At 62.4% G+C, this 26,399-nt stretch carries 25 protein-coding genes; 13 read left to right on the plus strand and 12 right to left on the minus strand.

Going from position 1 to position 26,399, the window contains the following annotated elements; translation table 11 throughout:
* Nucleotides 1-212: 212 nt before the first annotated feature.
* The gene (locus tag JFN91_RS16780; RefSeq protein WP_199390348.1) at nucleotides 213-1,739 is read right to left on the minus strand and encodes a radical SAM protein; all 1,527 of its coding nucleotides are present in this window, start codon (nucleotides 1,737-1,739) and stop codon (nucleotides 213-215) included.
* 246 nt (nucleotides 1,740-1,985) lie between these two features.
* Here JFN91_RS16780 and ung point away from each other — a divergent pair, with 246 nt between their 5' ends.
* The gene (gene ung / locus JFN91_RS16785) at nucleotides 1,986-2,678 is read left to right on the plus strand and encodes a uracil-DNA glycosylase (RefSeq protein WP_199390349.1); all 693 of its coding nucleotides are present in this window, start codon (nucleotides 1,986-1,988) and stop codon (nucleotides 2,676-2,678) included.
* A gap of 82 nt (nucleotides 2,679-2,760) precedes the next feature.
* Here ung and JFN91_RS16790 read toward each other — a convergent pair whose 3' ends face one another.
* Nucleotides 2,761-4,359, minus strand: coding sequence for a methyl-accepting chemotaxis protein (locus JFN91_RS16790; protein WP_199390350.1), 1,599 nt, complete (start codon nucleotides 4,357-4,359; stop codon nucleotides 2,761-2,763).
* 301 nt (nucleotides 4,360-4,660) lie between these two features.
* Between JFN91_RS16790 and JFN91_RS16795 the strand changes: the two genes are divergently transcribed.
* Nucleotides 4,661-4,963: a hypothetical protein gene (locus JFN91_RS16795; RefSeq protein WP_199390351.1), complete on the plus strand. Its 303-nt coding sequence runs from the start codon at nucleotides 4,661-4,663 to the stop codon at nucleotides 4,961-4,963.
* A 49-nt stretch (nucleotides 4,964-5,012) separates the two neighbouring features.
* Here JFN91_RS16795 and JFN91_RS16800 read toward each other — a convergent pair whose 3' ends face one another.
* Genes JFN91_RS16800 through JFN91_RS16810 form a run of 3 tightly spaced genes read right to left on the minus strand, consistent with a single transcriptional unit; the run spans nucleotide 5,013 to nucleotide 8,398 of the window.
* Nucleotides 5,013-7,205 carry an ATP-binding protein gene (locus tag JFN91_RS16800; RefSeq protein ID WP_199390352.1) on the minus strand — a complete coding sequence of 731 codons (2,193 nt, stop codon included), beginning with the start codon at nucleotides 7,203-7,205 and terminating at the stop codon, nucleotides 5,013-5,015.
* Entirely contained in the window at nucleotides 7,192-8,067 is an 876-nt protein-coding gene (locus JFN91_RS16805; RefSeq protein WP_199390353.1) for an HDOD domain-containing protein, read from the minus strand. The genes JFN91_RS16800 and JFN91_RS16805 overlap by 14 nt, the downstream gene beginning before the upstream one ends.
* The gene (locus JFN91_RS16810) at nucleotides 8,057-8,398 is read right to left on the minus strand and encodes a hypothetical protein (protein ID WP_199390354.1); all 342 of its coding nucleotides are present in this window, start codon (nucleotides 8,396-8,398) and stop codon (nucleotides 8,057-8,059) included. Before JFN91_RS16810 ends, JFN91_RS16805 begins: the two co-directional genes overlap by 11 nt.
* A 218-nt stretch (nucleotides 8,399-8,616) precedes the next feature.
* Between JFN91_RS16810 and JFN91_RS16815 the strand changes: the two genes are divergently transcribed.
* The 3 genes from JFN91_RS16815 (at nucleotide 8,617) to JFN91_RS16825 (ending at nucleotide 11,255) form a co-directional block, all read left to right on the plus strand.
* On the plus strand, nucleotides 8,617-9,543 hold the full coding sequence (locus JFN91_RS16815) for a DMT family transporter (protein ID WP_199390355.1): 927 nt from the start codon (nucleotides 8,617-8,619) through the stop codon (nucleotides 9,541-9,543).
* 78 nt (nucleotides 9,544-9,621) lie between these two features.
* Nucleotides 9,622-10,407 (plus strand): DNA-formamidopyrimidine glycosylase family protein, encoded by a 786-nt coding sequence (locus tag JFN91_RS16820; RefSeq protein ID WP_199390356.1) that lies wholly within the window; start codon nucleotides 9,622-9,624, stop codon nucleotides 10,405-10,407.
* Nucleotides 10,408-10,727: 320 nt separating this feature from the next.
* Entirely contained in the window at nucleotides 10,728-11,255 is a 528-nt protein-coding gene (locus tag JFN91_RS16825; RefSeq protein ID WP_199390357.1) for a DUF4142 domain-containing protein, read from the plus strand.
* Between the two features lie 73 nt (nucleotides 11,256-11,328).
* On the opposite strand, the gene JFN91_RS16830 is transcribed toward JFN91_RS16825, so the two are convergent.
* Together JFN91_RS16830 and JFN91_RS16835 are read right to left on the minus strand one after the other, a co-directional pair.
* Nucleotides 11,329-11,544, minus strand: coding sequence for a 4-alpha-glucanotransferase (locus JFN91_RS16830; protein ID WP_328747452.1), 216 nt, complete (start codon nucleotides 11,542-11,544; stop codon nucleotides 11,329-11,331).
* A 235-nt stretch (nucleotides 11,545-11,779) separates the two neighbouring features.
* On the minus strand, nucleotides 11,780-13,318 hold the full coding sequence (locus JFN91_RS16835; protein WP_199390359.1) for a cytochrome B6: 1,539 nt from the start codon (nucleotides 13,316-13,318) through the stop codon (nucleotides 11,780-11,782).
* A 375-nt stretch (nucleotides 13,319-13,693) separates the two neighbouring features.
* Between JFN91_RS16835 and JFN91_RS16840 the strand changes: the two genes are divergently transcribed.
* From JFN91_RS16840 to aroC, 5 genes are all read left to right on the plus strand, one after another.
* The gene (locus tag JFN91_RS16840) at nucleotides 13,694-14,092 is read left to right on the plus strand and encodes a hypothetical protein (RefSeq protein WP_236015227.1); all 399 of its coding nucleotides are present in this window, start codon (nucleotides 13,694-13,696) and stop codon (nucleotides 14,090-14,092) included.
* A gap of 1 nt (nucleotide 14,093) precedes the next feature.
* Nucleotides 14,094-14,621 carry a glycine zipper family protein gene (locus JFN91_RS16845; RefSeq protein ID WP_199390361.1) on the plus strand — a complete coding sequence of 176 codons (528 nt, stop codon included), beginning with the start codon at nucleotides 14,094-14,096 and terminating at the stop codon, nucleotides 14,619-14,621.
* A 278-nt stretch (nucleotides 14,622-14,899) separates the two neighbouring features.
* Nucleotides 14,900-16,444 carry an apolipoprotein N-acyltransferase gene (lnt, locus tag JFN91_RS16850; protein ID WP_199390362.1) on the plus strand — a complete coding sequence of 515 codons (1,545 nt, stop codon included), beginning with the start codon at nucleotides 14,900-14,902 and terminating at the stop codon, nucleotides 16,442-16,444.
* A gap of 109 nt (nucleotides 16,445-16,553) precedes the next feature.
* Nucleotides 16,554-18,686: a glycogen debranching protein GlgX gene (gene glgX / locus JFN91_RS16855; protein ID WP_199390363.1), complete on the plus strand. Its 2,133-nt coding sequence runs from the start codon at nucleotides 16,554-16,556 to the stop codon at nucleotides 18,684-18,686.
* A gap of 15 nt (nucleotides 18,687-18,701) precedes the next feature.
* Complete coding sequence (gene aroC, locus JFN91_RS16860) at nucleotides 18,702-19,784, plus strand: chorismate synthase (RefSeq protein ID WP_199390364.1); 1,083 nt, start codon at nucleotides 18,702-18,704, stop codon at nucleotides 19,782-19,784.
* Between the two features lie 7 nt (nucleotides 19,785-19,791).
* Here aroC and JFN91_RS16865 read toward each other — a convergent pair whose 3' ends face one another.
* Entirely contained in the window at nucleotides 19,792-20,220 is a 429-nt protein-coding gene (locus tag JFN91_RS16865; protein ID WP_199390365.1) for a hypothetical protein, read from the minus strand.
* A 3-nt stretch (nucleotides 20,221-20,223) separates the two neighbouring features.
* Nucleotides 20,224-20,673 (minus strand): AtaL-like protein, encoded by a 450-nt coding sequence (locus JFN91_RS16870; RefSeq protein ID WP_199390366.1) that lies wholly within the window; start codon nucleotides 20,671-20,673, stop codon nucleotides 20,224-20,226.
* A 251-nt stretch (nucleotides 20,674-20,924) separates the two neighbouring features.
* On the opposite strand from JFN91_RS16870, the gene JFN91_RS16875 reads away from it, so the two are divergent.
* Complete coding sequence (locus tag JFN91_RS16875; RefSeq protein ID WP_199390367.1) at nucleotides 20,925-21,791, plus strand: sterol desaturase family protein; 867 nt, start codon at nucleotides 20,925-20,927, stop codon at nucleotides 21,789-21,791.
* 83 nt (nucleotides 21,792-21,874) lie between these two features.
* Here JFN91_RS16875 and JFN91_RS16880 read toward each other — a convergent pair whose 3' ends face one another.
* The 3 genes from JFN91_RS16880 to JFN91_RS16890 all read right to left on the minus strand — a co-directional run bounded on the left by JFN91_RS16880 (nucleotide 21,875) and on the right by JFN91_RS16890 (nucleotide 24,098).
* The gene (locus tag JFN91_RS16880; protein WP_199390368.1) at nucleotides 21,875-22,060 is read right to left on the minus strand and encodes a hypothetical protein; all 186 of its coding nucleotides are present in this window, start codon (nucleotides 22,058-22,060) and stop codon (nucleotides 21,875-21,877) included.
* A gap of 136 nt (nucleotides 22,061-22,196) precedes the next feature.
* Nucleotides 22,197-22,709 (minus strand): M48 metallopeptidase family protein, encoded by a 513-nt coding sequence (locus JFN91_RS16885; RefSeq protein ID WP_199390369.1) that lies wholly within the window; start codon nucleotides 22,707-22,709, stop codon nucleotides 22,197-22,199.
* Between the two features lie 81 nt (nucleotides 22,710-22,790).
* Nucleotides 22,791-24,098, minus strand: coding sequence for a 4Fe-4S dicluster domain-containing protein (locus JFN91_RS16890; RefSeq protein WP_199390370.1), 1,308 nt, complete (start codon nucleotides 24,096-24,098; stop codon nucleotides 22,791-22,793).
* Between the two features lie 274 nt (nucleotides 24,099-24,372).
* Between JFN91_RS16890 and bioF the strand changes: the two genes are divergently transcribed.
* Nucleotides 24,373-25,542, plus strand: a complete 1,170-nt coding sequence (gene bioF / locus JFN91_RS16895; protein ID WP_199390371.1) for an 8-amino-7-oxononanoate synthase — start codon at nucleotides 24,373-24,375, stop codon at nucleotides 25,540-25,542.
* Nucleotides 25,543-25,578: 36 nt separating this feature from the next.
* The gene (locus tag JFN91_RS16900; RefSeq protein ID WP_199390372.1) at nucleotides 25,579-26,358 is read left to right on the plus strand and encodes an alpha/beta fold hydrolase; all 780 of its coding nucleotides are present in this window, start codon (nucleotides 25,579-25,581) and stop codon (nucleotides 26,356-26,358) included.
* Nucleotides 26,359-26,399: the final 41 nt, after the last annotated feature.

Consider the following 26,399-nt stretch of genomic DNA (forward strand, 5'->3'; position numbering starts at 1 on the left):
TGTGGGAGAGTAGGTCGCCGCAGGGAATTTAATAGAGAAAGCCCCGTCTGATTACCGGACGGGGCTTTTTCGCGTTTAGGCTTCTGGCTTGCTCGTCGAGCTTGTTGCTGTGGCTATTCCTCGCCGCTGTGGCAGCGCCCTCACCCCCGCCCCTCTCCCGGGGGGAGAGGGGGGGGAAGTTCAGGGTGGTCCTGGCTAAAGCTGGAGTATCGTTACTGCGCGCTCTCGCCTTGCACCATCGGGCACTGTGCTGGCGGCACCAGCACGCTTCCCGAGTGGAAATAGGCGTCGCGGAAACAGTATCCTGCCTTGCTCTGACACTGTGCCAGGTTCTTGCAGTCGTAACACGCTGCCCCCTTGAACTGCTCCGTCTTCGGGAACGGGTAGTTCAGCAACGGCTCGCTGTTCCACACTTCGAGGATTGAATTTGTTGATACGTCGCCTACAAATAGTGCTTCGTCCTGCGGGACGGTGTCGTAGAGCATCACCTTGCCGTCGGGGGTGATGGTCATGCTGCTTTGCGCGCCGAACGAATGATCCCCTTCCTTCCAACGCCTAATTTTTTCGTGAATTTCTGAGTCCTCACCCGGTAGAGCATTCACAAGTTCTGCAACCCGTTTCTGCAACGCAACAGTGTCCTGGGCGGGCCCGCATCCTATGGTCCTCAGGTCGATCTCCGGGAAGTCGATCCTAGCCCGGCGACACTGTTCGATGATGGATGTCCTGTCCTCCTTGCTCAGAAACAAGCCTTCGTTTTTGCCGTCAAGGCTTCGGTTGTATGCCGCCACAGAGATCTGACGTACCCCCATGTCCTGGAGTTCTTCGACCCAGTCGTAGATGTGCTGAACCGTCAGGGCAGTGACCACTGCCTTGACCCGGACGTTGAAGCCCCGTTTCAACAGGTTTCTGATGCTGTGTACCGCCCTGTGGTAGTATCCGGGACTTCCCGCAAGGTTGTCTGCAGTCGGCTCGTTGGGGTCCATGTTCAACTGGATCTCACGTACGTACTGGTTGACCGGCTGCGTCATCCCGATGGAGACCAGGCGATCTGCTATTTCCTCGGTGATATAGCACTTGGTGGAAAGAACGAAGAGCATCTCGAGATTGACCAGTTCCTCGATCAGCTTCAGGGCGTCTTTCCGGACCAGGGGATCCCCGCCGGAGAGGGAGACCTGTTCTATCCCCAGTGCCTTGGCTTCGCGCAGCAGTTCTTTCCAGCGCTCGGTCGATAGCAGCTTGCTCTCGGGAACGCAATGCCCCTTGGCGAAGCAGTACGAACAGTTGGTGTGACAGTCATTGGAAAACATGAGGTTCAGCGCCAGCGGAGCTGCCGGCCTGTCCTGTGCCTTCCATTTCGACGCCTTCACCGCGAACTCGAAAGGATCGATGCGTTTGACGTAAGGTTCGAGCTCGGCGGTCATGTTGATGACGGCGTCATCCTCCCTGTTTGCCGCCATGATCACATCGGTGACAAATTCCTGGGACACCTCCTGCGATTCCAGATCGAACGCGTACTGCGCGATCATGGACAGGTGCCGTAAGGTCAGTCTGCCGTCCATCAGGGCCAGCGTGGCGCCCATCTTGGGGGACAGCATCGAGTAGCGTACCTGCTCCTGCTCGTAGCGGCACAGCAGGGCCCAATGACCATTTCGTTTCAGGCGCCAATAAGGAGATATAACGGGAATTGTGGTTTCGGTGATAGCTATGTCCTTGCCCAAAACGGAACATTCTAGTGGCATGGTCTCCTCCTCCTTCGGATTACGCCTCTTTTTCAACTCCAACAGTCTACTTCGGCATTAAAAACTGTCAATGTGAGTTGTCTTCAGCGCTTACCTGCAACAAACGTTGCTCCGGGCCGCTACTGACAGCGGTGATGTCTTGCTGGTGACAGTTGGAGTAGGAGGGCGTAGATTCGGCTTGGCTGTTCAGGGGAGGGTATGGTAATTTCTGCCTATTCCATGGATGAGGCATGCGGAGCTGGCACGATGTCGACTGAATCACAGGTACGTCTGGAAACGAGCTGGAAAAATCACCTCCTGGACGAGTTCGAGAAGCCCTACATGCGGGATCTCAGAGAGTTCCTGCGCCAGGAGATGTCCAGGCGCAAGATGATCTATCCCAAAGGGAGTGAATACTTCAATGCCCTGAACTCAACCTCCTTCGACCGGGTGCGGGTGGTCATCTTGGGGCAGGATCCCTATCACGGGCCGGATCAGGCCCACGGTCTGTGCTTCTCCGTGCAGCACGGCATAGACATCCCTCCTTCACTGGTGAACATTTTCAAGGAGATTCAGAGCGACCTGGGGCTGGCTCCGGCTGACTTCAGGCACGGCCACCTGGGGGCATGGGCCGACCAGGGCGTGTTGCTGCTCAACAGCGTGCTCACGGTTGAGGCGGGCAAGGCGGCTTCGCACCAGGGAAAGGGGTGGGAGATTTTTACGGACCATGTCATCGCCGTCTTGAACGAAAAGAAGGAGCACGTGGTCTTCATGTTGTGGGGGGCGTACGCTCAAAAAAAGGGGGCAGTCATCGACGAGAGCCGGCACCTGGTACTGCGCGCCCCGCATCCGTCACCGCTTTCGGCGCACCGGGGCTTCCTGGGGTGCCGCCATTTCTCGCAGGCCAATGCCTACCTGGCCCGGCACGGCCTGGCGCCCATCGACTGGCGCCTGCCCTGAACCCAACTGTAGAGAATGACGTTTAAAAAAAAACGGCCCGGGCATCACCCGGGCCGTCCTTGTAGCTGGCTCGATCTTTCGGCTAATAGCTGAACCGGCTGATCTGTCCCTTGAGGTTGGCCGACAGCGAATTGAGCTTGTCGGCCGTGGCCATGGACTCGCGGTTGGCCCGTGCCGTTCCCTGGATGATCCCGGTAATCTGATGCACGTTGTTGCTGATCTCGCGGCTGGTGGCGCTTTGCTCCTCGGCTGCCGTGGCGATCTGTCCTATCTGCTGGGTCACCTCGCTGATCTGCTTCAGGATCCCTTCCAGGCTCTGCCCTGATTTCACCGAATCCTCCGCTCCCTTGGCCGCTTCCCTGGCGCTTTCCTGCATTACCTGTACTGCACGCGTGGTCTCGTCCTGGATGGAGCGGATGTTAGCCTCGATCTCCTTGGTGGCGTGCGTGGTCCGCTCGGCCAGACTGCGCACCTCATCGGCGACCACGGCAAAACCGCGTCCCTGCTCGCCGGCGCGGGCTGCCTCGATGGCTGCGTTGAGCGCGAGCAGGTTGGTCTGGTCGGCGATGTCCTGGATGGTGTTGATGATCTCACCGATCTGCTGGGACATGGCGCCGAGGCTGCTGACGCTTTCGGAGGTAAGGCGAACCTTGTCATTGATGAGTTGCATGCCGCGGATGCTCCGCTCCACGTCGGCGGAACCGATGGTGGCCATGTCGCAGGCGCGTTCCGCGCTTGCGACTGCCTGGAGGCAGTTTTTGGAGATGTCGGCGGAGGTGGCCGCCATCTCTTCGCCGGCAGTGGAGACGGTTTCCGTCTGTTCCGCAACTTCCTCAGTGGTGCGCGCCAACTGTTCGGTGCTGCGGTGCAGTTCCGAACTGGCCTCGGTGACCGAGTTGGCGTTGTCGGCGACGGTCTGGACGATGGCGTGCACGCGCTCGATGAAGAGGTTGAAGTAGCGGCTTGCCGTTCCGATTTCATCGTCGGACTCAGCCAGGCGGCGGGTGAGGTCTCCGTCGCCCTCGGCGACATGCTTCAGTGTCGCGATCAGTGCCCGCATCGGCTCGAGCGCGCGGTGCATCACCAGGAAGGCGATCAGCGCCAAAAGCCCCGCCAGCAGAACGGAGATGCCCAGGCTCAGGTATTTCAGGTCGTCGAACACTGCGAGAAACTGCGACTTCTTTTCCCCGACGAAGAGGGCGCCGATGACTTTGCCCTGGTTGTCCAGAAGGGGCAGATACGAGGCGAAGTGGGGGGTGCCCAGGATCTTGGCCTCGCCCACGTAGGTGGCGGCCCGGTCTATAACCGCTTCCCGTGCAGCGCCCTGCAGCGAGGTGCCTATCGCCCGGCTGCCGTCGTCCTTCTTGATGGTGGTGGCGACGCGGACATCGCCCCGGAAGATGGTGGCCTCGCCTCCGAAAATTTCCTTCATCTTATCGGTCAAATCGTTGCGACCATCCAGGACCGTCCCGTTTGCCTGCAGCCTCCCGTCCACCATCGCGAATCCGGATCCGTTAGGGGCAACCAGCTCGCGGAACGCCTTGGTTCGCGCAGTGAGGCCCACGGTGACCTGCCGCGTGATCTCCTTCTTGATCACGTAGAGCGTCACTGCCGATGTCGTGATGGTGGCTATCAGAACGATGGCCACGTTGGCGATGAAAATCTTTTTGCTGATGTTCATTAATACACACCTCTTGTCGCTGATGGTGGACGTGATGGTCCCGTCGATTTGTAATACACTTCGGCTTAGCCGCTAGATTATTTAGGGAAATTGATGGAATTTTTGTATACAGTATACCGAAAGCTGCGCTCTGACTGATTGATACGGCGGGACTGTCATAGATGGGGCGGAGAATACTCAAGAGGAGACATTGCGGTCGGATGTCGGTGTCTGGTACTGATAAAGAAATTCACTTGCAAATGATAATGGCGTTTCCTATACTCATGATATCCTGGATTGTCGCTTAAAAAGGAGGTTTGTCATGAAAGGTATTGTCAGGAAACTGGGTTTCCTAGCCACGGTTACCATCATATCCGCCCTCCCGGTCGCTGCTGAGACAGGTATGGGGATGAGCGGGGGAGATAATGTCCAGAAAGACCAGTGCCTGCTGGTAGCGCAGACCTGCCGAGACAGCGTTGATTCCCTGCAGCAAAGGATCGAGAGGCTTGAGCGTGAGATCGGTAAGGGAACCAGCGTGTACACGAAAGAAGAACTCAATAGCCTGGAATTCCAGCTCAGGGATGCCATCCAGAACATGGAGGTCCTGACCAGGGGCGGGGCATAGCCGCGTCTTTCCTAAAAACGGTGCGTTGGACGAAGATGGGGGCTGCTGTTTAAGCCTCCATTTTCGTTGCATCTTTCTGCTGTGAGGGAGCTGCGACCGCCACAAATGCGGCAAATGCTTCCTGTAACCGTTCAAAAAGGTCGGGCAGCGGGGACATTTCTCCGGCCTTTGCCATCTTTTCCATCTGCGCCGCAATAGTGCGCACCCGCGTGGCGCCCATGTTGGCAGCCGTCCCCGCGATAGTATGAGCCTTGAAGTAGCAGGTCTGGTGGTCCCCTTGCTGTAGCGCCTCTTGCATCAGGCGCAGGTGCTCGGTTACCGCTTCGACGAACTTGGTTACGAAGAACCCTACCAAGGCCTCGTCACCACCCAGGCGTGCCAGGAGATCTCCCAGGTCGAAGTCGGGTTCCGCGCCGGTTTCCTGGGGCGGCGGGGGCGCCATGGCAGTGACGCCCGGTGGCTGCAACCCATCGCGCGCCACTTCGCTGCTGATCTTCCTGATGACGGCGTTGAGTTCCTTTTCCCGCACCGGCTTCGATATGTGGCTGTCCATCCCGGCCTGGCGGCACACCTCCACATCTTCCTTCATCGCGTTGGCGGTCATGGCGCAGATGTGTACCCTCTGCCCGGTTCCCTTTTCGCGGCAGCGGATGATTCTGGTTGCTTCCAGCCCATCCATGACCGGCATCTGCACGTCCATGAAAATGAGGTCGTAAGGCCACTGTCCCCACTGCTCCAGCGCTTCCTCACCGTTTGCGGCGCAATCAACCTGGTGGTTGCCGGTTTTGGCAATGAGCTTCAAGGAGATGAGCTGGTTGATCGCTACGTCGTCCACCAGGAGTATGCGCAGTGGGCTCAGGGGAGTGATGCCCGGCTCCTCACCGTCTTCGGCCGGCATCTCGCCGGGCAGCGGGAGCCGGGCCTGCAGGGTGAAGCTGAACACGCTCCCCTCGCCGAGGCGGCTTTCCACCCCGAGGGAGCCTCCCATGAGTTCCACGAGGCTCCGGCTGATGGAGAGGCCGAGGCCGGTGCCGCCGTAAAGCCGGGTGGTGGAACTGTCGGCCTGGGAGAATTTCTCGAAGATGACATCGAGGGCCTGGGGGGAGATGCCGATCCCGGTGTCCGCGACGGCAAACTTGAGCAGCACTCCCCCCGCCGTGTGTTCCAGCAGGCGGCAGCTCACCGTGATGGTCCCTTTGTGGGTGAACTTAAGGGCGTTGCCCACCAGGTTCCCGAGCACCTGGCCGATGCGCACCTGGTCCCCCTCGATGAGTTGCGGCAGCCCCTGTCCCATCTCCAGCTCGACCTGCACGCCTTTTTCCTGGCCGCGCAGTATGAAGGGCTGCAGGGAACGGGTCAGGAAGCGGTGCAGGTCGAAGACGATCCGCTCCAGCGTGATCATACCGGCTTCCACCTTGGATATGTCCAGGATTTCGTTGATGATGGTGAGCAGGCTTTCCGCGCAGTCGGACAACGAGCCGAGGTAGTCCTGCTGCACCTGGTCCAGGTGCGTATCCATGAGCAGCCGGGCCAGTCCGATGACCCCGTTCATCGGGGTGCGGATCTCGTGGCTCATGTTGGCCAGGAAGATGCTTTTGGCGGCCGTGGCAGCCTCGGCCTGCACCAGCGCGTGCTCGAGTTCGGTGGTGCGCTGCTGCACCTTCAGCTCCAGGTTCTGCATGTGTTCCTGGAGCATCTCGTAGAGCTCGGAGTTCTCCACCGCGTAGGCGGTGTTGATCAGGATGCTGCTGAGGGCGTTCAGCGTGGACACCTCGGTGTTCAGGTGATTGCCCGGCATGATGCCGACGAACATCCCCCTGATGCGGCTGTTGGTGGCCAGAACGTGCAGCACGAGCGTTTCGGCGCCGGAGATGGTGGGGACGACGACCGGGTGGTTCTGGTTCAGGGCCCACGCGAAGGTGCCGTCCTGTACCCGTGCCTCGACCTCTTTGCGGACCGCCGACCTGGCTGGCTCCGGTTCGCAGACCGTCACGTCGAACGAGGAGTCCTCGTCGATGCCGAACATGGCAAGGGTGGCGAACGGAATCAGGCGCCGCAGTTGCCCGAAGACGGCCTTGATGACGAAGGAGGATTCCTTGACGCGGTAGATGTCCGACTGGAAGTCGCTGCAGGCGGTGAGGACGTCGAGAGTCTTCAGGTAGTTGAGGTTGCTTTCTTCGAGGAAGCTCACCCTCTCCTGGAGCTTGTGGATCTGCAGGTCGCGGGGGTCATCGGGTGGCATCGTCACCCCCGAAGAGTGCGGAGACGGTCTGCTCGTAGGTGGCATCGACCTGCTTCACCAGCGTGGGCAGATAGAAGCTGGAGATCTGCAGCCGGTCCCACACCCCGTGGTCGAGCTCCGGTACGAATACCTCGCCGCTGTTGCCTATCTGCAGCGCGTGGGCGATCAGGTCGGCGAAGTGCAGGATGGCCCCCTCCCTCGGGTATTGGTCCCCCTTGCTGCTGTCGTGGTGGGTGCCGACCGGCTCCGCAACCCGCGGCGGGATCTTCCAGCGCTTGAGCAGGGCGCTCCCCACCTCGGCGTGGTCGAAGCCGAGCCTCTCGCGCTCGGCGCGGTGCAGCAGGGCTCCGGTCGCACGGCACTCCTCGAGCAGTTCCAGGCAGACCTGGGGCACCTTGACGTACATCACCAGCCTCCCCACGTCGTGCAGGATCCCGGCAACAAAAAAGCGCTCCAGGTTGGACTCGCGCTGACTGGTGGCCAGGAGCCTGGAGGCGAGACCGGTGGCGATGCTGTGCTTCCAGAACTGCTCCATGTTCACCAGGTCCTCTGGAATCCCCTTGAACACGTCCATGACCGATAGCGCGAGGGCCAGGTCGCGCACCTGGAGCACTCCGATGATGGTGACCGCCTGGGTGATGGTGTCGATCTTGGAGAAGTAGCCGAACAGCGGACTGTTGGCGAGCTTCAGGATACGGGCGGTGAGCCCCTGATCCTCGGCGATGATCTTCGCGATGTCGCCGATGGAGCTGCGGGGATGATCGATCGCCTCCGACAGCTGCGAATAGAATAAAGGGAGAGAGTGGATGGTGGAGACATCCTCCACCATGTGCTCCACCGACAGTTGGGGCTTACGCAGCACGGGTAGCCCTCCTCTCGGTGCAGATGCGCATCAGTTCCTTGATGGCGGGGTGTTCGGGGTCGTTGTAGATGAAGAGCCGTTCCATTTCCGCCCGGGCCTCGGCGAGGAGTTCCGGGTCGATCTCCTGGTTCAGCGGTGGCGCCGTCTCGGCATCCTCGACGACGGCCTCCCCGGCCACCTCCACCTCCAGGACGCCCCACATGCGGAAGATGGAAAAATGCTTTTCGGTAAGCTCGGCACCGACGGGAAGGAGCATGCGGCCGCTGCGGTCGCAGACATTGCGACTTAGGACCATGCCGGGGGTGAGGTTGTCGATATGGACTACTGCCAAGGCAAAGCCTCCTGTTTTTCGGGCGAGGGCTGCAAAAAGAGCCTGCTTGGATTGTATCGGTAGAGGGGTGGTATTACTTTAGGGAAGATAGTGAAGCACCCAAGCGCTGACAGGAGTCCATGCCGGATCACCGTTGCACGGTTAAAATGGTTTAAGCCAACGTGCTTGCTGTGTCACGACTGTTGACATCTGGAGCCGCCCCTGTCTTTAATATGCGGATGCACAAATCCATTCAACACGACTACCGTTCATCTAAAGCGACCTTCTGGCTGATACTGACCACCGTCTTTTGGGGCGGCAGTTTCATCTTCAACAAGATCGGCTTTCGCGAAATCCCCCCGATCCCCTTCCTGTTTTACCGCTTCGCCCTGGCGACGCTGCTCATGGGGATACTGTGCCTGCCGCGGCTCAAGCGTTTCAACGGGCGCACCTTCAGGACCGGTCTCATCGTCGGCATCGCCCTTGCCGCTACTAACGTCTCCTTCGTCCTCGGGGTGAGTGGCACCAGCGTTTCCCGCGCCGGATTCCTGAACAACCTGTTTGTGCTCCTGATTCCGCTGCTTTGCTTCGCTTTTTGGCGCGAGCGGCTGGACCGCCTGAGCGGGGTCGGCCTGGTGCTGGCACTGGTGGGGCTGTGGCTTTTGGCCCGCGGGGGCGTGGACGGCTTCAACAAGGGAGACCTGCTGTCGACCCTCTGCGCGCTGTTCATCGCGCTGCAGATCATCTCGGTGTCTAAGCTTTTGCGTGACGAGGACATCTACCTGCTGAGTTTCGTCCAGTTCGCCACGGTGGCCGTGGTGGGAGGGGCACTGGACCTGTTCTTTCCCTCACCGCACCTACCGGTCACCTGGGTCTCGCTGGGGTCGCTCATCTACTGCGCCATCTTCCCGACCGTGATCTGCTTCACCCTGCAGAACACCTACCAGCGCTATACCACTCCGACCAAGGCGGGGCTCATCTACACCTTGGATCCGGTCTGGAGCATGCTGGGGGGGACCCTGCTTTTGGGCGAGCGGCTGACTAGCGATGAGTGGGTCGGCTGTGCCCTGATCTTTGCGGCGGTGGTGCTCCCCCTGTCCGTGAAGCGCCTGCGCGAGCGGCAACTGGGCATCGATTACCGTGCCGAGGGCGCTGCCGCCGATTGACCACACCGCCCCGGCGTTGACATCGCACCGCTGCAGGCTACGCTCACCCAGTAATCTTGTGCCGTCCAGGAGGAACGTATGCCGGAACTTCCCGACCTCACCATCTACGCTGAAAATCTTGCCAAGGCCCTGACCGGGAAGAAGGTCAGCGCGGTGGCCTACCACCAGAGGGGAAAACTGAACGTCGCCGAGGCGGAACTCGCCCAGGCCGTGACGGGAACCGCGGTGGCCGGCGTCGAGCGAGCCGGCAAACAGGTTGCCTTCCGGTTTGGCAACGGCAACGTCCTGCGGGTGCACCTGATGCTGACCGGCGGCTTCGTCCTGACCGACTCCGGTCAGTTGAGCCGTCTGCGTTACCCGGTGCTCACCGTCACCTTCTCCGACGGTTCCGTCCTTGCCGTCACCGACGAAAAGGGGTGGGCCAGCGTGGCGCTCAACCCCGGCGACGAGAAGAACGCGCCCGATGCACTTGCCGTCACCGCCGAGCAGTTGGAGCAGTTGTGCCGGAAGAAGCCGAAGACCCTGATCAAGCCGCTGCTGCTCGACCAGGCCCTGATCGGCGGAATCGGCAACGCCTACGCAGACGAGATACTCTGGACCGCGCGCATCTCCCCCAAGTCCCCCGCCGGCAAGCTTCCTGCCGAGGCGATCGGGGCCCTGGCGGCCGCCATCCCGCAGGTGCTCAAAGATGCCATAGCCGAACTGCGCAAGCGGCACCCGGACATGGTGTCCGGCGAATACCGGGAATTTCTGAAGGTGCACCGTCCCGAGCTGAAGGCTTCGCCCACCGGCGCGAAGATCATCAAGGAAAACGTGCAGTCAAAGCGTACCTACTACACGGACGAGCAGCAGTTGTACCAGTAACGGCACGCCGATTCTGAGCCGTTCAGCGAAGGAGGGGACTGGCTCCGCCAGGTGCCTGTCCCCTTAGGACTTGGGTAAGGGGGGCTGCGCGGACTGCAGCGTTCCGCTAGAGGGACAGGCACCTAACGGAGCCAGTCCCTTCTGCTCCGTTTACCCGCACGCGAAGCGCCCCGCAAGGGCGCTTTTTTGTTGCTCCTACCAGTCGCCGCCCGGCTACCGGCTCAGTCCCGGTTGACAACAGGGCGAAGGCCGCTACTTTTAGATGGTTAGATTTTGCTAATCTGACATATCATCGGCTTCGGCCACAAAAAGGAGGCAACATGAAGAGTAAACTGGTGTGGATGGCGGTGGTTTCCCTGTTCGCGGTGTGCAGCCTGGTGCTCCCGGCGCTGGCGGCCGACAAGCTGACCATGGGCGAGAAATCGTTCGTGAAGGAAGCGGCCAGTTCGGGGATGATGGAGGTCGAACTGGGGCAGATGGCCAAGGAGAGGGGCAAGTCGCAGGAGGTGAAGGATTTCGGGCAACGCATGGTGACCGACCATGGCAAGGCCAACGACGAGCTCAAGAGCCTGGTGGATAACCGGGTGAAGCTGCCGACCAAGCTGGAGTTGAAGCACAAGGCGACCGTCGACAAGCTTGCCAACGCCTCTGCCGACGAGTTCGACAAGAAGTACGCCGAGGCCATGCTGAAAGACCACAAGAAGGACGTGGAGAAATTCAGGAAGGAAAGCAAGAAGGTCAAGGACCCGCAACTGAAGGGGTGGGTCGACAAGACCTTGCCGGTACTGGAGCAACACCTACAGCATGCCAAGGACATGGCCCACAAGCTGGGCGTGGCCGAGAAATAACAACCATGCGGCGTGGGCCGCATAGGGGTGGAACAGGGAGGGGCTTCGTCGCAGGACGAAGCCCCTCTTTGCTTCAGCGTGCCCTGTCGTAGCGGACCGTCATGTCGGCGAGGCGCGCGGCAATCTCGGTCAGGTCGCTTGACGGTGGCAGCCGCCACTGCCAATTCCCCTCGGTGCGCCCCGGGGTGTTCATCCTCGATTCCTTCCCACCTCCCAGCAGGTCCTGCATCTGGATGATCGCCGTCTGTGCCACCGACGTCAGGGCAAGGCGGAACTTCTCGCGCTCGATCTACTCATGCAGCTCCTCGCGCAGACGTGTGATCTCCTCCGCGTCCCTGCTCCTGATCGCGGCCGGCCACTCCGGGCGTCCGGGCCGAGGTCGCCTATGCCGAAAGGGGAGGGGAGCGAGGTGATGTGGCAGAGGATGCCGCTGGAGCGCTTCTTCATATCTCCTCCGTAAAAAAAGCCCCACTTCGTATAAAGTGGGGCTTTGGCTGCAAGGTGATGGCTGCACCGTGACGAGGCTAGAGCACGCGCAGGAAGGCGACCAGGTTGTCCTGCTCCTGTTGGTTGAGCCTTAAGCCCAGCACGAGGTCGAAGAACTTCACCGTGTCCTCTAGGGTCAGACAACGGCCGTCGTGCAGGTAGGGCGGGCTCTCCTTGATGCCGCGCAGGGTGAAGGCCTTGATGGGGCCGTCGCCGGGCTCCCTGGTGAAGCGGTCAAGCTGCAGGTCGTGCATCTGTTGGTCCAGGTAGAACGGGGCCGGGTGGCACAGGCCGCACCTTCCCTTGCCGAAAAAGATCTGCTGCCCGGCAAGCTCCGCCTGGGTCGCGCGCTCGGGGACCAGGAAACCGGCCGGGTCGAGCTTGGGTGCCGGCGGAACGTCGAACATGTTCTGCATCTGGGCCATGTGGGCCACCTGGACGCGGCTGATCACGTTCATCCCCTTCTTGGCGGCGTGGATCTCGTCGCCGTTGAAGTAGGCGGTGCGCTGCTCGAACTCTGAGAAGTCCTCCACCGAGCGCAGGCTGCGCTTCGAGGCGTGGATCTGCTGGTTGAAGAGCCCCCTGAGGCTCACCGTATCGAGCCGGAAGCGCCGCTCCTGGGGGCGGATGTCCGGGCTCAGGTGAAACTGGGCCGTGGTGTGTCCGTTGACATGGCAGTCCAGGCAGGCGACGCCCAGGCTTGGCTGGGCAGATTTACGGTCGTCGGTCGGGTTGAACTCCTCCTGGGGGAACGGGGTCAGCAGCATGCGCAGACCGTCCAACTGCACCGGCGTGAGCAGGTCCTTGAAGAGGCGGTAGTAGTTGTTGATGGAGACCACCTCGCCGCGGGAGACGTCACCGAGTTCAGGTCGGTTCTGCAGGAAGATCGCCGGGGGGAATTCCGGCAGGAACGCGTCGGGGATGTCGAAGTCAACGTCGAAGCGCTGCAGCCGCGGGAACATGTCTATCTGCACCTGCGGGAATACCTGGCCACCGTTGACCTGTTTCGGGTGGGGGAGTGGCGGGTAGGGGAACAGGTTCTTGGATCTGATGTCGCCGGGGGACATGGCAGCCAGCCTCTCCCAGGAAATCCCCTGGGCCAGCCGCGCCGTCGGACCTACCGCGATCGGTTTGCCGCGCGACATCTTCACGTCCGGTGACAACCTGGGGCGCAGGTCGTAGCGGGATTCCAGGAGGCGCCGCTGGGTCTCCATCACCGTGGGCTTTTCCGCCACGTCTTTCTGGTAGACCTCCTGAAAGGTCATCATCGGCTTCTTGGCGTCCAGGGGGTCGCGATAAAACTCGAAGCCAAGGATCTTCCCTTCGTCAGGCTGGTTCTTGAAGGCAGTAGAGGACGGGTCCGCCTTGGTCGCGTGGAAGATGTCCGATTGGTCGTGGCTTCCCCTTTGCTGCTCCGGCCGGTTTTGCGGCACCGCCCTCGGGGTCTGCGCATCCATGACGGCGTCCGGCGGTGCCTTGGGGGGCGTGTGACGCTCGGCAGTCCACGAGTTCACGGCGGGAAAGATCAGAGCTGCTGCAAGAAAAAGGGACGAGACGATCGTTGCATCTTTTCTCATACGTTAGCTCCTCTTATGCTGGGAATATTTGAACCCGCTAATTTTTACATAGCCGGCAGGGAAGTCAAACTGCTTGGGCGGGAGGTAGCGTCGGCGGTGCTCGGTGCTGTATCAACCACACCGTCTGCGCTGGCGGCTGCACATTGACAGGGAAGACGCCTCACGGTATGTTGTCTCAGGGTTAGCTTTTGCAGATATTTGACGCCGGTAGTATACTGAAATTGTTGCAAACATCCCTCAAAGGAGGGCTACGTCATGAAGAAGATCCGGATTAGCGCCCTTTTACTTCCGTTGTTTCTGATCGCTGTGTCAGTGACCGGCTCAGTTACCACCAGCCATGCCGATTCGGGAGCACGCGGGGAAGCGTTCACTCGCGTGGCTGGTCGAGGCGGCGGTGGGGTCGTGGCACGCGGCGGCTACAGCCGCGGCGGGTACTACGGCGGCCACAGGGACGGCGGGCACTTCTCGGGGAGCGTCTATATCGGTCCGGGGTGGGGCTGGGGCTGGGGCTGGGATCCTTTCTACTACCCGTACTATTACAGCTACCCAAGCTATCCGTATTACTACACGCCGCCGACGGTCGTGGTGCCGCAGGAACCGCAGGAATACATCTCCCCCGACACCGGGACCGGCTCAGAGCAAACCGGATACTGGTATTACTGCCGCAAGCCGGAAGGGTACTACCCATACGTGGAGCGCTGCCCGAGCGGCTGGATGAAGGTGGTGCCCAACACCACGCCACCGTCCCAGTCAGATGAAGACAAGGAGGATTGACATGAGAACAACCAGGACAACAGTGTGGTCGTTGCTAGCCTTCCTGGTGCTTGGCGGTTGCGCCACCATGCCCACGGGCCCAAGCGTCAGGGTGCTGCCGACCCCCGGGAAATCCTTCGAGCAATTCATGGCTGAAGACGGGTTGTGCCGCAGGTACGCCGAGCAAAGCCTGGGCATGAGCCCGCAGGACACGGCAAACCAGAATACGGCCACCAGCGCGGTGGTTGGCGGCGCCGTCGGGGCCGGGGTCGGGGCCCTGTTGGGCGCGGCTGGCGGCAATGCGGGTGCCGGCGCGGCAATAGGCGGCGGTACTGGGCTCCTCTTCGGCGCGGCGAGCGGTTCCGAGGCGGGCCGGGTCTACGGCTACGAGGCCCAGCGGCGCTACGACAACACCTACGTGCAGTGCATGTACGCCAAGGGGAACCAGATCCCGGGTTCGGTGCGCAAGGTGCGCCGGGCACGGCCCTACACCCCGCCCCCTCCGCCGGACATGTACTCCGTTCCGCCGGATTACTATCCGGAGCGTTAGAAGAGTTAGGGGCGCCTTCCCGGGCGCCCTTTCTTTGTTGGTAGAAGGGACAGGCTCCGCAAGGTGCCTGTCCCTCTAGCGGAACGCCCTTTTCAGCTCAGCCAGCTCCCAACTGCTAAGGGGACAGGCACCTGTCGGAGCCATTCCCCTCGCCGCCAGCTCCCCTGTTAGATTGCCCTGTTAGATTGTGATTATTAAGCGGCTGTGCTATCGTGCCAGCCTGCGCAGTCAGCGGCTGCGCTGCCTGCCGCTGCAGTTATTCAGAAAGAGGTCCACCCTTGACTACTTCCACAAACTTCAAGTTCCTGCTGCCGTGGTGTGCCGCTGTGGCCACCGGCGTGCTCATGTTCCTGGGATACGCCGGCTTCGACCATTTCTACCTGGAATGGGTCTTCCTGGTCCCCCTGCTCTGGGCGCTGCAGGACCAGCGACCGGCGCGCGCCTTCTGGCTCGGCTGGCTGGCCGGCATCGTCGGCCACGGCGGCGGCTTCTACTGGATCATCCAGATGTTCCAGCAGTTCGCCGGAGCCCCCTGGATTGCCGGTGTATTCGGCCTCATCCTGCTCGCCGCCGCCAACGGCATGGTGCTGGCACTCTGGGCGCTGGGAACCCGGCTGCTGACCCGGGACAGGCAATGGTACGTGCTCTGGGCCGCACCGGTGCTGTGGACCGCGATCGAGAAGCTCTGGCCTGAGGTCTTCCCCAACTACCTCGGGGCAAGCCAGTACCGCATCTCGCACCTCACCCAGATTGCCGACGTCACCGGCATCCTCGGCGTCTCCTTCCTGGTGGTCTACATCAACGCCACCCTGTACTGGGTGGCGCTGCGCTGGCGCGAGCAGAGGAAGGTGCCGTGGCGTGCCGTGGCCGCGCTCGCCGTGACGCTTGTGCTGGTGGCGGGATACGGGGAACTGCGCCTCAGGGAGGTGGACCGCAAACTGGCCACGGCTCGGACGATGAGCGTGGGGCTGGTGCAGACCAACCGGGGAGCGGCCGACAACCACCTGGCGGTCGACCTGATGCAGAAGGAACACCGCGAGATGTCGCAGCAGCTGGTAGCTACGCACAAGCCCGACCTGGTGGTCTGGCCCGAGGGGGTGTTGAGCGTCGCCCTCGACTCCCGCCAGGGGAGCCTCCCCACCTGGGCGCTGGGCGACCTGCGCACTCCGCTCCTCTTCGGGACCTGTCTGCAGATCAAGGAAGAGGGGGAGACCCGCTTCTGCAACAGCGCCCTCCTGGCCGACCCCTCCGGGCGCATCCTGGGAATCTACGACAAGACGGTGCTTGTCCCCTTCGGCGAGTACATCCCCTTCGGCGACACCTTCCCGCAGCTCTATGCCTGGTCTCCCTACAGCGCCAAGTTCTTCTCGGGGCGGAGCGTGGAACCGCTCAAGCTCGGGGATCGCCTCCTCTCGGTCAGCATCTGCTACGAGGACATCTTCCCCACCCACATCAGGAAACTGATGGCAGGCGGGAGCACGGGGCGCAAGCCCGAGGTCATGGTCAACATCACCAATGACTCCTGGTACGGCAACTCTGTCGAGCCGATGGAGCACCTGGCCCTGGCCAGCTTTCGCTCCATCGAAAACCGCCGTGCGCTGGTGCGCGGCACCAATACCGGCATCTCGGCCTTCGTCGATCCGGCCGGCCGCATCGTCAGCCGTACCGGGGTCTGGACCCGCGAAATCCTGGTGGGCCGGGTACCGCTTTGGGAAGGGAGGACGCTGTACGGCGCGGCGGGTGACTGGATCGGCTGGCTCTGCGCCGCCATCTCGGCGTGCGGAATCGCCGCTGTGACTCTTTCTAAAAAAGCACGCACCTGAGTTTGACTGAAAAGCATAATCATCTATAGTCTCACAGGGTAAAAGGCGAAGTTACAGCCTAACCCTCACAGAGAGCGCTTCAGTCTGTGTGATCGATCGGAAGGAAATTATGACGAGATCGACTGGAAAAGCAGGCACGAAAAACGGGGAACTTCCCAAAGGGAACACCTCCCCCTTGGGCGCCACCGTGACCCGGGGCGGGGTGAACTTCAGCGTCTTCGCCCGGGACTGCACCGGGGTCGAACTGCTCCTCTTCGACCACGCCGACGACACCTCCCCCTCCCGCGTCATCACGCTCGATCCCAAGCGCAACCGCACCTATCACTACTGGCACGTCTTCGTTCCCGGTATCGGCGCCGGCCAGCTCTACGGCTACCGCGTCGCCGGTCCCTTCGAGCCGCAGCGGGGGCGCCGTTTCGATCCCGGCAAGGTGCTCATCGATCCCTATGGCCGCGCCATCTCCGTCCCCGACGGGTACTGCCGCGGCGACGCCTGCCTTCCCGGCGACAACGCGGTGAGCGCCATGAAGAGCGTGGTGGCGGACCCGCGCGGCTACGACTGGGAGGGCGACCTGCCCCTCAAGCGCCCCTACTCCAAGACGGTCATCTACGAGATGCACGTCGCCGGCTTTACCAAGCACCCCTCCTCCGGCGTCGCCGAAGAGAAGCGCGGCACCTACGCCGGCCTGGTGGAGAAGATCCCGTACCTGAAAGACCTGGGCATCACCGCTGTCGAACTCCTGCCGATATTCCAGTTCGACCCGCTCGACGCCCCCCTTGGGCTGCGCAACTTCTGGGGCTACAGCCCGGTCTCCTTCTTCGCGCCGCATGCCGCCTACAGCTCCCGCAAGGGACCGTTGGGACCGCTGGATGAGTTCCGCGACATGGTCAAGGCGCTGCACAAGGCGGGGATCGAGGTGATCCTGGACGTGGTCTACAACCACACCTCGGAGGGGGACCACAACGGTCCCACCTTCTGCTTCCGCGGCTTCGCCAACGACGTCTACTACTCCCTCGACGCTGACGGCAGCTACATCAACCACACCGGCTGCGGCAACACGCTGAACGCGAACCACCACGTCGTGCGCCGGCTGATCATCGACTCCCTGCACTACTGGGTCAAGGAGATGCACGTCGACGGCTTCCGCTTCGATCTCGCCTCCATCCTTTCCCGCGACGGGCAGGGACGCCCGCTCAAGAACCCGCCCATCCTCTGGGACATCGAGTCCGATCCAGCGCTGGCCGGCATCAAGCTGATCGCCGAGGCCTGGGACGCCGGCGGCCTGTACCAGGTGGGGAGCTTCATCGGCGACAGCTGGAAGGAATGGAACGGCGAGTTCCGCGACGACGTGCGCCGCTTCCTGAAGGGGGACGAGGGGGTGGTTTCCCGCTTCGCCGCCCGGATGCTGGCGAGCCCCGACATCTACGGGCACCAGGAGCGCGAACCCGAGCAGAGCATCAATTTCGTCACCTGCCACGACGGCTTTACGCTCAACGACCTGGTGAGCTACAACGACAAGCACAACGAGGCCAACGGGGAGCAGAACCGCGACGGCTCCGATGCCAACCTGAGCTGGAACTGCGGCGTCGAGGGGGGCACCTCCGATCCCGCCATCGAGGCGCTGCGCAACCGTCAGGTGAAGAACTTCATGGCAGTCACCCTGCTCGCGCTGGGGACCCCGATGATCCTCATGGGCGACGAGATGCGCCGCACCCAGCGCGGCAACAACAACGCCTACTGCCAGGACAACGAGTTGGGGTGGTTCGACTGGGACCGGCTCGCTGTGCACCCGGACGTGTACCGCTTCACGCGGGAGCTGATCCGGGCGCGGCTCAGGCAGAGCGACACCCCGGTGGAGACGCTGACCTTGAATCAGCTCCTGGGGCAGGCGCGCCTGGAGTGGCACGGCGTCCACCTCGGCACCCCGGACTGGAGCTACCAGTCCCACAGTATCGCCCTCACCGTGTGGAGCGCCTCGAAACACCTCGTGTTCCATTACATGGTCAACGCCTACTGGGAGCCGCTCACCTTCACGCTGCCGCCGCCGAGAAGGCTTCCGGGCGGTGCCTGGCACCGCTGGATCGACACCTCGCTGGCGTCCCCCGACGACATCTCCCCCTGGGAGAGCGTGCCGGAGCTCGGCTCCGACAGCTACCGGCTGCCGCCGCGCAGCCTGGTGGTGCTGGTGGCCAAGCGGCACTCAAGAAATTCCTCCCGGCCGGCTGATCCGTCCGCCCCGTGAGAGGAAGGAGCTGATATGTCCTCCGTTTTCGGCACCCTGTTCAGAGTCTCCACCTTCGGCGAGAGCCACTGCCCGGCGGTAGGCGCCATCGTCGACGGCGCACCGGCCGGTATGCGCCTTGCCGAGTCGGACATCCAGCCCCAACTGGACCGCCGCCGTCCCGGCCAGAGTGCGCTGAGCACCCTGCGCGAGGAAGAGGACCTGGTCACCATCCTCTCCGGCGTCGAGGACGGCATCACCCTGGGCACCCCCATCGGGCTCATGGTCCACAACAAGGACCAGCGCCCGGGGGACTACCAGGAAATGTCCCAGGTCCCGCGCCCTTCGCACGCTGATTACACCTACCAGGTTAAATACGGCGTCCGCGCCTCCAGCGGCGGCGGGCGCTCCTCCGCCCGCGAGACCATTGCACGCGTCGCGGCCGGCGCCATCGCGGAAAAGTTCCTGGCCGAGCGCCACGGCGTGGAGATCGTGGCCTGGGTGGATAGCGTGGGAGCACTGGACGCAGGGAGCGTCGACCTGGAGCGGATCACGCGGCAGCAGGTGGATCAGCACCCGGTCCGCTGCGGCAACCCCGCCATGAGCCAGGCCATGGCCGACCTGATCGCCCAGGTGAAAAGCCGGGACGACTCGGTCGGCGGGACCGTCTGCTGCGTCTGCCGCAACCTTCCCGCCGGGCTGGGTGAGCCTGCCTTCGACAAGCTGGACGCGCTCCTCGCCCATGCCATGCTCTCTATTCCCGCCAGCAAGGGATTCGAGATCGGGTCCGGGTTCAGCGGCAGTCGCATGCTGGGCAGCGCCCACAACGATCCCTTCGTGGACAAGGGGGGACGGCTGGGGACGGCGACCAATCACTCGGGAGGCGTGCAGGGGGGGATCTCCAACGGGGAGCCGGTGTACTTCCGGGTGGCCTTCAAACCGCCGGCGACCGTGGCCCTGGCGCAGAAGACCGCGCGCTTCGACGGCAGCGAGACCGTCCTGGAGGCCAAGGGGCGCCACGACCCCTGCATCGTGCCGCGGGCGGTGCCGGTCGTGGAGGCGATGGCGGCGCTGGTACTGATGGACCTGTTGTTGCGGCAGGAGTACCGCAGGAGGTAGGAACTTGCTAGGGCTGGCAGGCCTGCTGGAGTACCAGGCCCATGCGCGTGTCGGGTGGGAGGTATTGCCACTGGGTGGCGGCGGCGAGGTCGCTCGACTTCAAGATGTTGCCGTTGTTGTCCAGGTGGGTCGCGGCCAGCAGGTGTCCCTCCCGTTCCTCACAGTTGAGCTCGTAGCTGTAGAGGGTTTCATGCAGCATGGCCGGTTGCGGCAATCCTTTGAGCACCTTGACGGCCTCCTTCTTCCCCTCCTCACTGTAGACCACTCGCGTCCTGATCTGGATCACCCCTTCGCTAGTCTTGTTGCCGCCGCTTCGGTCGTAGAAGAAGCTGGACTCCCGGTTCTCGTCCAGGAGAAACCAGTCCGGCGCAGCGCACCAGGCCGCCGTCGAGAAAAGGGAGCAGGCGCATACCGTGGCAAGAAAGAAGCTTCGCATCTCTTACCCCCTCGAGTCCGATTCCTCCGCCCGCATCTTCACCTTCTGCATTTCCGTCTCCAGGTCGGTGAGGATTTCTTCTTCCCCACGTACCACGCCCTGGACCTTCAACGACTTGCGCAACAGGTCCAGGTCGTACTCGAGATAGAGCGGGGCGACCGGGCTCTGCCGCGCCGATTTAACAATCTTTCTGACGATGAACCCGGTGAACTGGGGATGCTCGATCAGCTCGTGGCGCAACTCCCCGTCGTAGGGGCGCGCCAGGACCCGCTCCTTGACCCGTTCGCCATGGAGCGTCATCTCGCAGATATAAACGTCGCGGCTTTCCTCGGTGACCCGTGCCTCGGCCACCCCCAGCATGTAGCGCTCCGGGTGTTGCAGCCTGTCCATCAGCATGTTCCACAGCGTCTTGTGCTCGCAATGTACCACCACCTGCAGGGTGCGGACCAGCATGGGAGCCTCCTGATGTTTGGTCGCGTTGTCGCCGGGGATCGGCCGAGCAATTATAAAACGCTCCATCACTTGGTCAAGCAGCCCGATCGGAGCGGAGTCGGGCTTTCATGGTGGTTGCGGCCAAATTGACAGCTAAGACGCGCGGGTTACAATCTGAAAATTGTTCGGCCCCCGCGGCAAAATCAAACACTCCGCCGCCCCTGGCGCCAGGTTGCGGAAGTAGGCGTTCGGCGCGAAACAGGAGCAGATGCATGTCACACCGAAGAGACGGAAGTGGACAGATGCCTGGCTGGCTCAACGCGGTGCTGATCTGCGGAACCGTGGCCGTGGTTGCAGCCATGGAGTTCAGGCGCCCGCTCAGGAAAGACAAGGATGACAAGCTGCGGCGCAACACCCGTAACGCCGCTTTCGCGGCCTTGGCCGCCGCCACCGTCGCAGTTGCCGAGAAGCCGGTGGTGGGGCCGCTTGCGCTGCAGGTGCAGTCAAAGCGCCTGGGACTGCTGAAGCTCTTCGGGCTTCCCGCCTGGGCCGAGGTGGCGCTGTCGGTGCTGCTCCTCGACTACACGCTGTTCATCTGGCATGTGCTGACCCACAAGGTCCCCTTGCTCTGGCGCTTCCACAGGCCGCACCACGTCGATCTCGATCTCGATGCCAGCACCGCGCTCCGTTTCCATTTCGGCGAACTTATCCTTTCGGTCCCCTGGCGCGCGGCGCAGGTCCGTCTGATCGGAGTCTCCCCCTTTGGCCTTGCCTTATGGCAAACCCTCACCTTGATGGAGATCCTGTTCCATCACTCCAACCTGAGGCTCCCGCACCGGGTCGAGCAGCGTCTGTGCCGCATCATCGTCACCCCGCGCATGCACGGGATCCATCATTCCGTGGTGAGGGAGGAGCGGGACTCCAACTGGTCCACCATCTTCTCTTGGCCCGACTACCTGCACGGCACCATTCGCCTCAACGTGCTGCAGGACTCGGTGGACATCGGCGTCGCCGGTTGCCAGGACCCGAAGCAGCTGACCCTGGGCAGGGTGCTGGCAATGCCCTTCACTCCCCAGCCGGAAGTGGAAGGACCCAAACGCGAAGCGCTGCCGGTGCCGCCGACCGTGCTGGCGGTCTGACTCCTTTTGCAACCGAAACGAAGAGACCCATCAGCAATTGCTGGTGGGTCTCGTTTTTTTGTCCGGCAGCTACTTCGGGCGGCTCAGGCCAGCGGGCCCCGCGGCGGGTCTTTGGGGCGGGTCTTGACGACGCCGGTCAGAATGCCGATGCCGAGCAGGATGATCGACACGATGGCGATCTTGAACATGGCCACACCTGCCGTGACCAGGGCCCAGGCGATGCCGGAGATAACCAGCATGAATCCGATGATGTAGAGCGCGAACGACATGGGATCCTCCTTGTGCCAGGTTGGACGGGTGGTGAAGCGTTGGCGTTTGTTAATTTGAGGCAAGGTAAATGCTAGCGGCAGGGGTGCTGTTGTCAATGGCGGGGAACGGCGAGGTGCGGCGCTGAGGGGATGCTGTTCAGGCTTCCTGGTACAGCGGGCCGAAGGCGTCCAGGTGGGTCAGGTACAACCTCATGTCGAACTCGAGTTGGTGGTAGCCGGGTTCCATGTACTCGCAGAGCTGGTAGAAAGCCTTGTTGTGCTCCTTCTCCTTGAGGTGGGCCAGCTCGTGCACCACGATCATGCGCAGGAACTCGACGGGTGCGGTCTTGAACACCGTGGCGATCCGGATCTCGTGCTTGGCGGTCAGCTTCGCTCCCTGGACGCGCGACACGAAGGAGTGCAGGCCGAGGGCGTGGTTGATGACGCTGATCTTTGGGTCGTAGCTCACCTTGCTGAGCGGCTGCGACTTGCGCAGGAATTCGTTCTTGAGGTTGACGGTGAAGTCGTAGAGAGCCCGGTCGGTCCTGACCTGGTGCGGGGTAGGGTACTTGGCCAGCAAAACGCCCCCCAACTCGTTGCTCGCCAGGAGGCGCTCCACCTTCGAAATGACTTGTTCTGAATATCCAGCCAGGTATTTCAATCCGCGCATATCTTTTTCCCGGGACGGTGTGGTACGACCAGTCGCGAAAGTAGCATATCCCGGGGGGAAGTGCAAACCGTGACACGGGTGTCACAACCGCAGGGGCATCCGGCTGGAGCGCTCGGCCACCCTCTGCATGATGCCGCCCAGGTAGCGCGAGCCAAGCTCACTGGCGGCCAGCTTCTGTTTCACCGCGGGGAGCCTGAGGATGGCCCCGACCAGGGCCGCCATGGCACGGTGATTGAGCATGGCCGGGTTGTCCCAGATAAGGTGTTGCAGCTTGCCGTGCTCCAGGGCCATCAGCACCAGCCGGTGCGCGTTGTCCACCGGGGTCGCCACCCGCTCCGCCTTGGAAATGAGCACCAGGGAGTTGGTGCGGCACACCCGCACGCAGACGCCGCAGCCGAGGCAGCGCTCCTGGTCCTGCACGCACCTGCGCTGCCAGGGGTGCTGCGGGTCATTGGCGGAGACCAGACGCATCGCTTCGGCGGGGCAGGCGTCCACGCAGCGCCCGCAACCGCTGCAGCGCTGCGGCCTGAGTTCGGCGAGGTAGTTGGTGCTGCAGACGGGCTGCAGATTGCAGAACTTGCGAGCCCGGATCAGAGTTTCGCAGCAGCAACTGCAGCAGTTGCAGATGGAGCTGACGCCGAACTGGGCGTTGTCAGCGACCTGGATCAGGTTCTGCTCCCTGCTCTGCTGCAGCAGCTCCAGGCATTGTTCCGCGCTGATCTCCCGGGCGTGCTCGTGTCGGATCAGGGAATCGGCCAGGTCGTCGAACACCATGCAGGTCTCCAGCGGTGCCGAACATGCCCTGCCCACGTGCCTCATCTTGTGGCGGCAGCTGCAGGTACCGACGCCGATGCGCCTGGCCCCCTGGATTACCTCGGAGGCGCGTTCGTAGTTGAACAGGTGCGCCAGGTTGGAGGACGGGACCTGCTCTTCGTCCACCATGATCCTGGTGCTGGCGGTGTTGCCGTCAGTGTAAAGGTCGCGGATGTACTCCTCTTCCTGGTTCAGGTACTGGTCGAGCAGACGGCTGAGGGCCGGTTGGTCCACATCCTTTCGGACCCGCATCAGCACGAAATCGAGGAACCCCGCCATGGGAGGCGGCAGGATGTAGAGCTTCTCCCCTTCGTGTTCCGTGTCCAGCAACAAGCCCCGCTCCGCCAGCCCTTCCAACGTGCGGTAGGCCTCGACCTCCCTTACACCCCAGACGTGGGCTGCGCGTGCCGGCGAGAACGGGTGCATTGGGAGCTGACCCACGAGCTTGGCCTCCTGCTCGGTGAAGAGCAGGGCGAGTATCTTGGCGAGCAATTCAGAGGGGGGAGCTCCCTGAGGGAATCTTTCCAGGCGCTCCATCAACGAGGTGTATCCGTTGCGGTTTTGGAGATGCGGCATGGCGGCTCTCCTGATAGTGCTGCGGGTGTCAGTAGCAGGTTGAGGCAGGATGTTTGATGAAAAAACTTTAAGAGTATATCCCGCTTCGGATGGGGTGCAATTCTGGTGGCGGTGACCTGTCGCTCATGGTATGGCAGGTTTATCTTGCTAAATCAAGTGCATAGGATAAGGTGTATGTATTTGTCAACCGCAGATGGTTGTCAGGTTGACGAACCGGAGCGCCTGTGCTAATAACAATGGCTCCGCGTTCACCCCGGCATGGAAAGGAGAGGCTGTGCAGACATTCGCAGAAGAACTGGACCTGTTGCGTTCCCAAGGGCTGTACCGCAGCATGAGGGTAATAAACGGGGCGCAGGGGAGCCACGTCGAGCTGGACGGGAAACGTGTGCTCCTGCTCTGTTCCAACAACTATCTCGGCTTGGCCGATCATCCCGCACTGCGCAGGGCCGCGGTCTTCGGTGCGGCTTTGGGGACAGGGAGCGGCGCCTCGCGGCTGGTTTCCGGCACCATGGCGCTGCACGTGGAACTGGAGGAGCGTATCGCCCGTTTCAAGGGGACCGAAAAGGCGCTGGTCTTCAACTCCGGCTATGCCGCCAACACCGGCATTATTTCCGCCCTGGTCGGCCGTGGCGACGCCATCTACTCGGACAAGTTGAACCATGCCAGCATCGTCGACGGCGCCCTGTTGTCGCGGGCTGATTTCCACCGTTACCCGCACCGGGACATGGCGGCCCTGGAGCGGCTGCTGCGGGAAAAGCCCGGCAGCGGAAGGCGTCTGATCGTCACCGACGGGGTCTTCAGCATGGACGGCGACATCGCCCCATTGCAGCAGATGGTGCAACTCGCCCGGCAGTATGATGCTCTGCTCATGGTCGACGATGCCCACGGCACCGGCGTCCTCGGGGCGACCGGACGCGGCACGGCCGAGCTCTTGGGGGTGATGGACGGCGTAGATATTCACATGGGAACGCTGGGCAAGGGGCTGGGGAGCTGCGGCGCATATGCGGCCGCATCGACGGAGATCTGCGACTACCTGGTGAACAAGGCGCGCAGTTTCATCTTTTCGACCTCGCTGCCGCCGGCGGTGCTGGCCCCGTCCGTCGCGGCGCTGGACCTGGTCGACTCCCGGGAGGGGAAGGAGCTGCGGGACAGACTTGCGGCAAACGTCGCCCTCTTCAAGGGGAGGCTGGCGGCCGCCGGCTTCGATACCATGGGAAGCGAGACCCAGATCGTCCCGATCTTCGTGGGGCCGGCCGAGGCGACCATGCGGTTCAGCAAGGAACTGCTGGACGAGGGGATCTTCGTGCAGGGGATCCGTCCGCCCACCGTTCCCGCCGGAAGCTGCCGGTTGCGCTGCACCATCATGGCGACCCACGAGGCCGCGGACCTGGAAGCCGCCGCCGACACCATCGAGCGGCTGGGGAAGAAGCTCGGGGTAATTTAAAAACCTCTGTGTTGAGCTTTTGACTGGGACTTATTTATGACTTTGCATTACCAGGAAATAGGCGCCGGGCGGCCGGTGGTGTTTGTCCACGGCTGGGCCATGTCGGGCCGGGCCTGGCGTTTCCAGCAGGAGCTGCAGGACGCCGGACGGCTCATCTTCCTCGACCTGCGCGGTCACGGCCATTCGGCGCCGGCCTCGTCCTACAGCATCGACGACTATGCCTCGGACCTGGGCACCTTCTTCGAGGAGCTGGCCCTGCAGGACGCGGTGCTGGTGGGGTGGTCGATGGGGGTGCAGGTGGCGCTGCAGGCTTTCCCGGCACTGCGCTCCCGGCTGGCCGGGATGGTGCTAGTCGGTGGCAACGCCAGGTACGCCAGCTGTGACGACTACCCGCATGGCAAGGCGCCGGTTGAAGTGAAGGGGATGGGGCTGCGCCTGCGGCGCGACCACCAGAAGACCATGGGCGACTTCTTCAAGGGGATGTTCGCCGAAGGGGAACTGGACCACGACCTCTACCAGCGCATCGTGCACGAGATCGTGCTGGGGGGGCGCTCCGCCGACCGCGAGGCGGTGATGCAATCGCTGAACATCCTCTCCACGGCGGACCTGAGGGCGCAACTGCCGCAGGTGGACCGGCCGGTGCTGGTGATCCATGGCGACCAGGATACTGTCTGCACCGTTACTGCCTCGGAATACCTGGCGCAGCACCTCCCGATGGCGCGGCTGGAGATATTCGAGGGGTGCGGTCACGCGCCTTTCATGACCAGGCCCGAGCGGTTCAACGCGGTGCTCCGCGAGTTCATCGCGGGGCTGTAACTTCAGGCGGGGCAAGATCTCCTTTCCCCCTCCCTTACCCT

The sequence above is a fragment of the Geomonas anaerohicana genome, assembly GCF_016458305.1.
In the GTDB taxonomy this organism is placed as follows: domain Bacteria; phylum Desulfobacterota; class Desulfuromonadia; order Geobacterales; family Geobacteraceae; genus Geomonas; species Geomonas anaerohicana.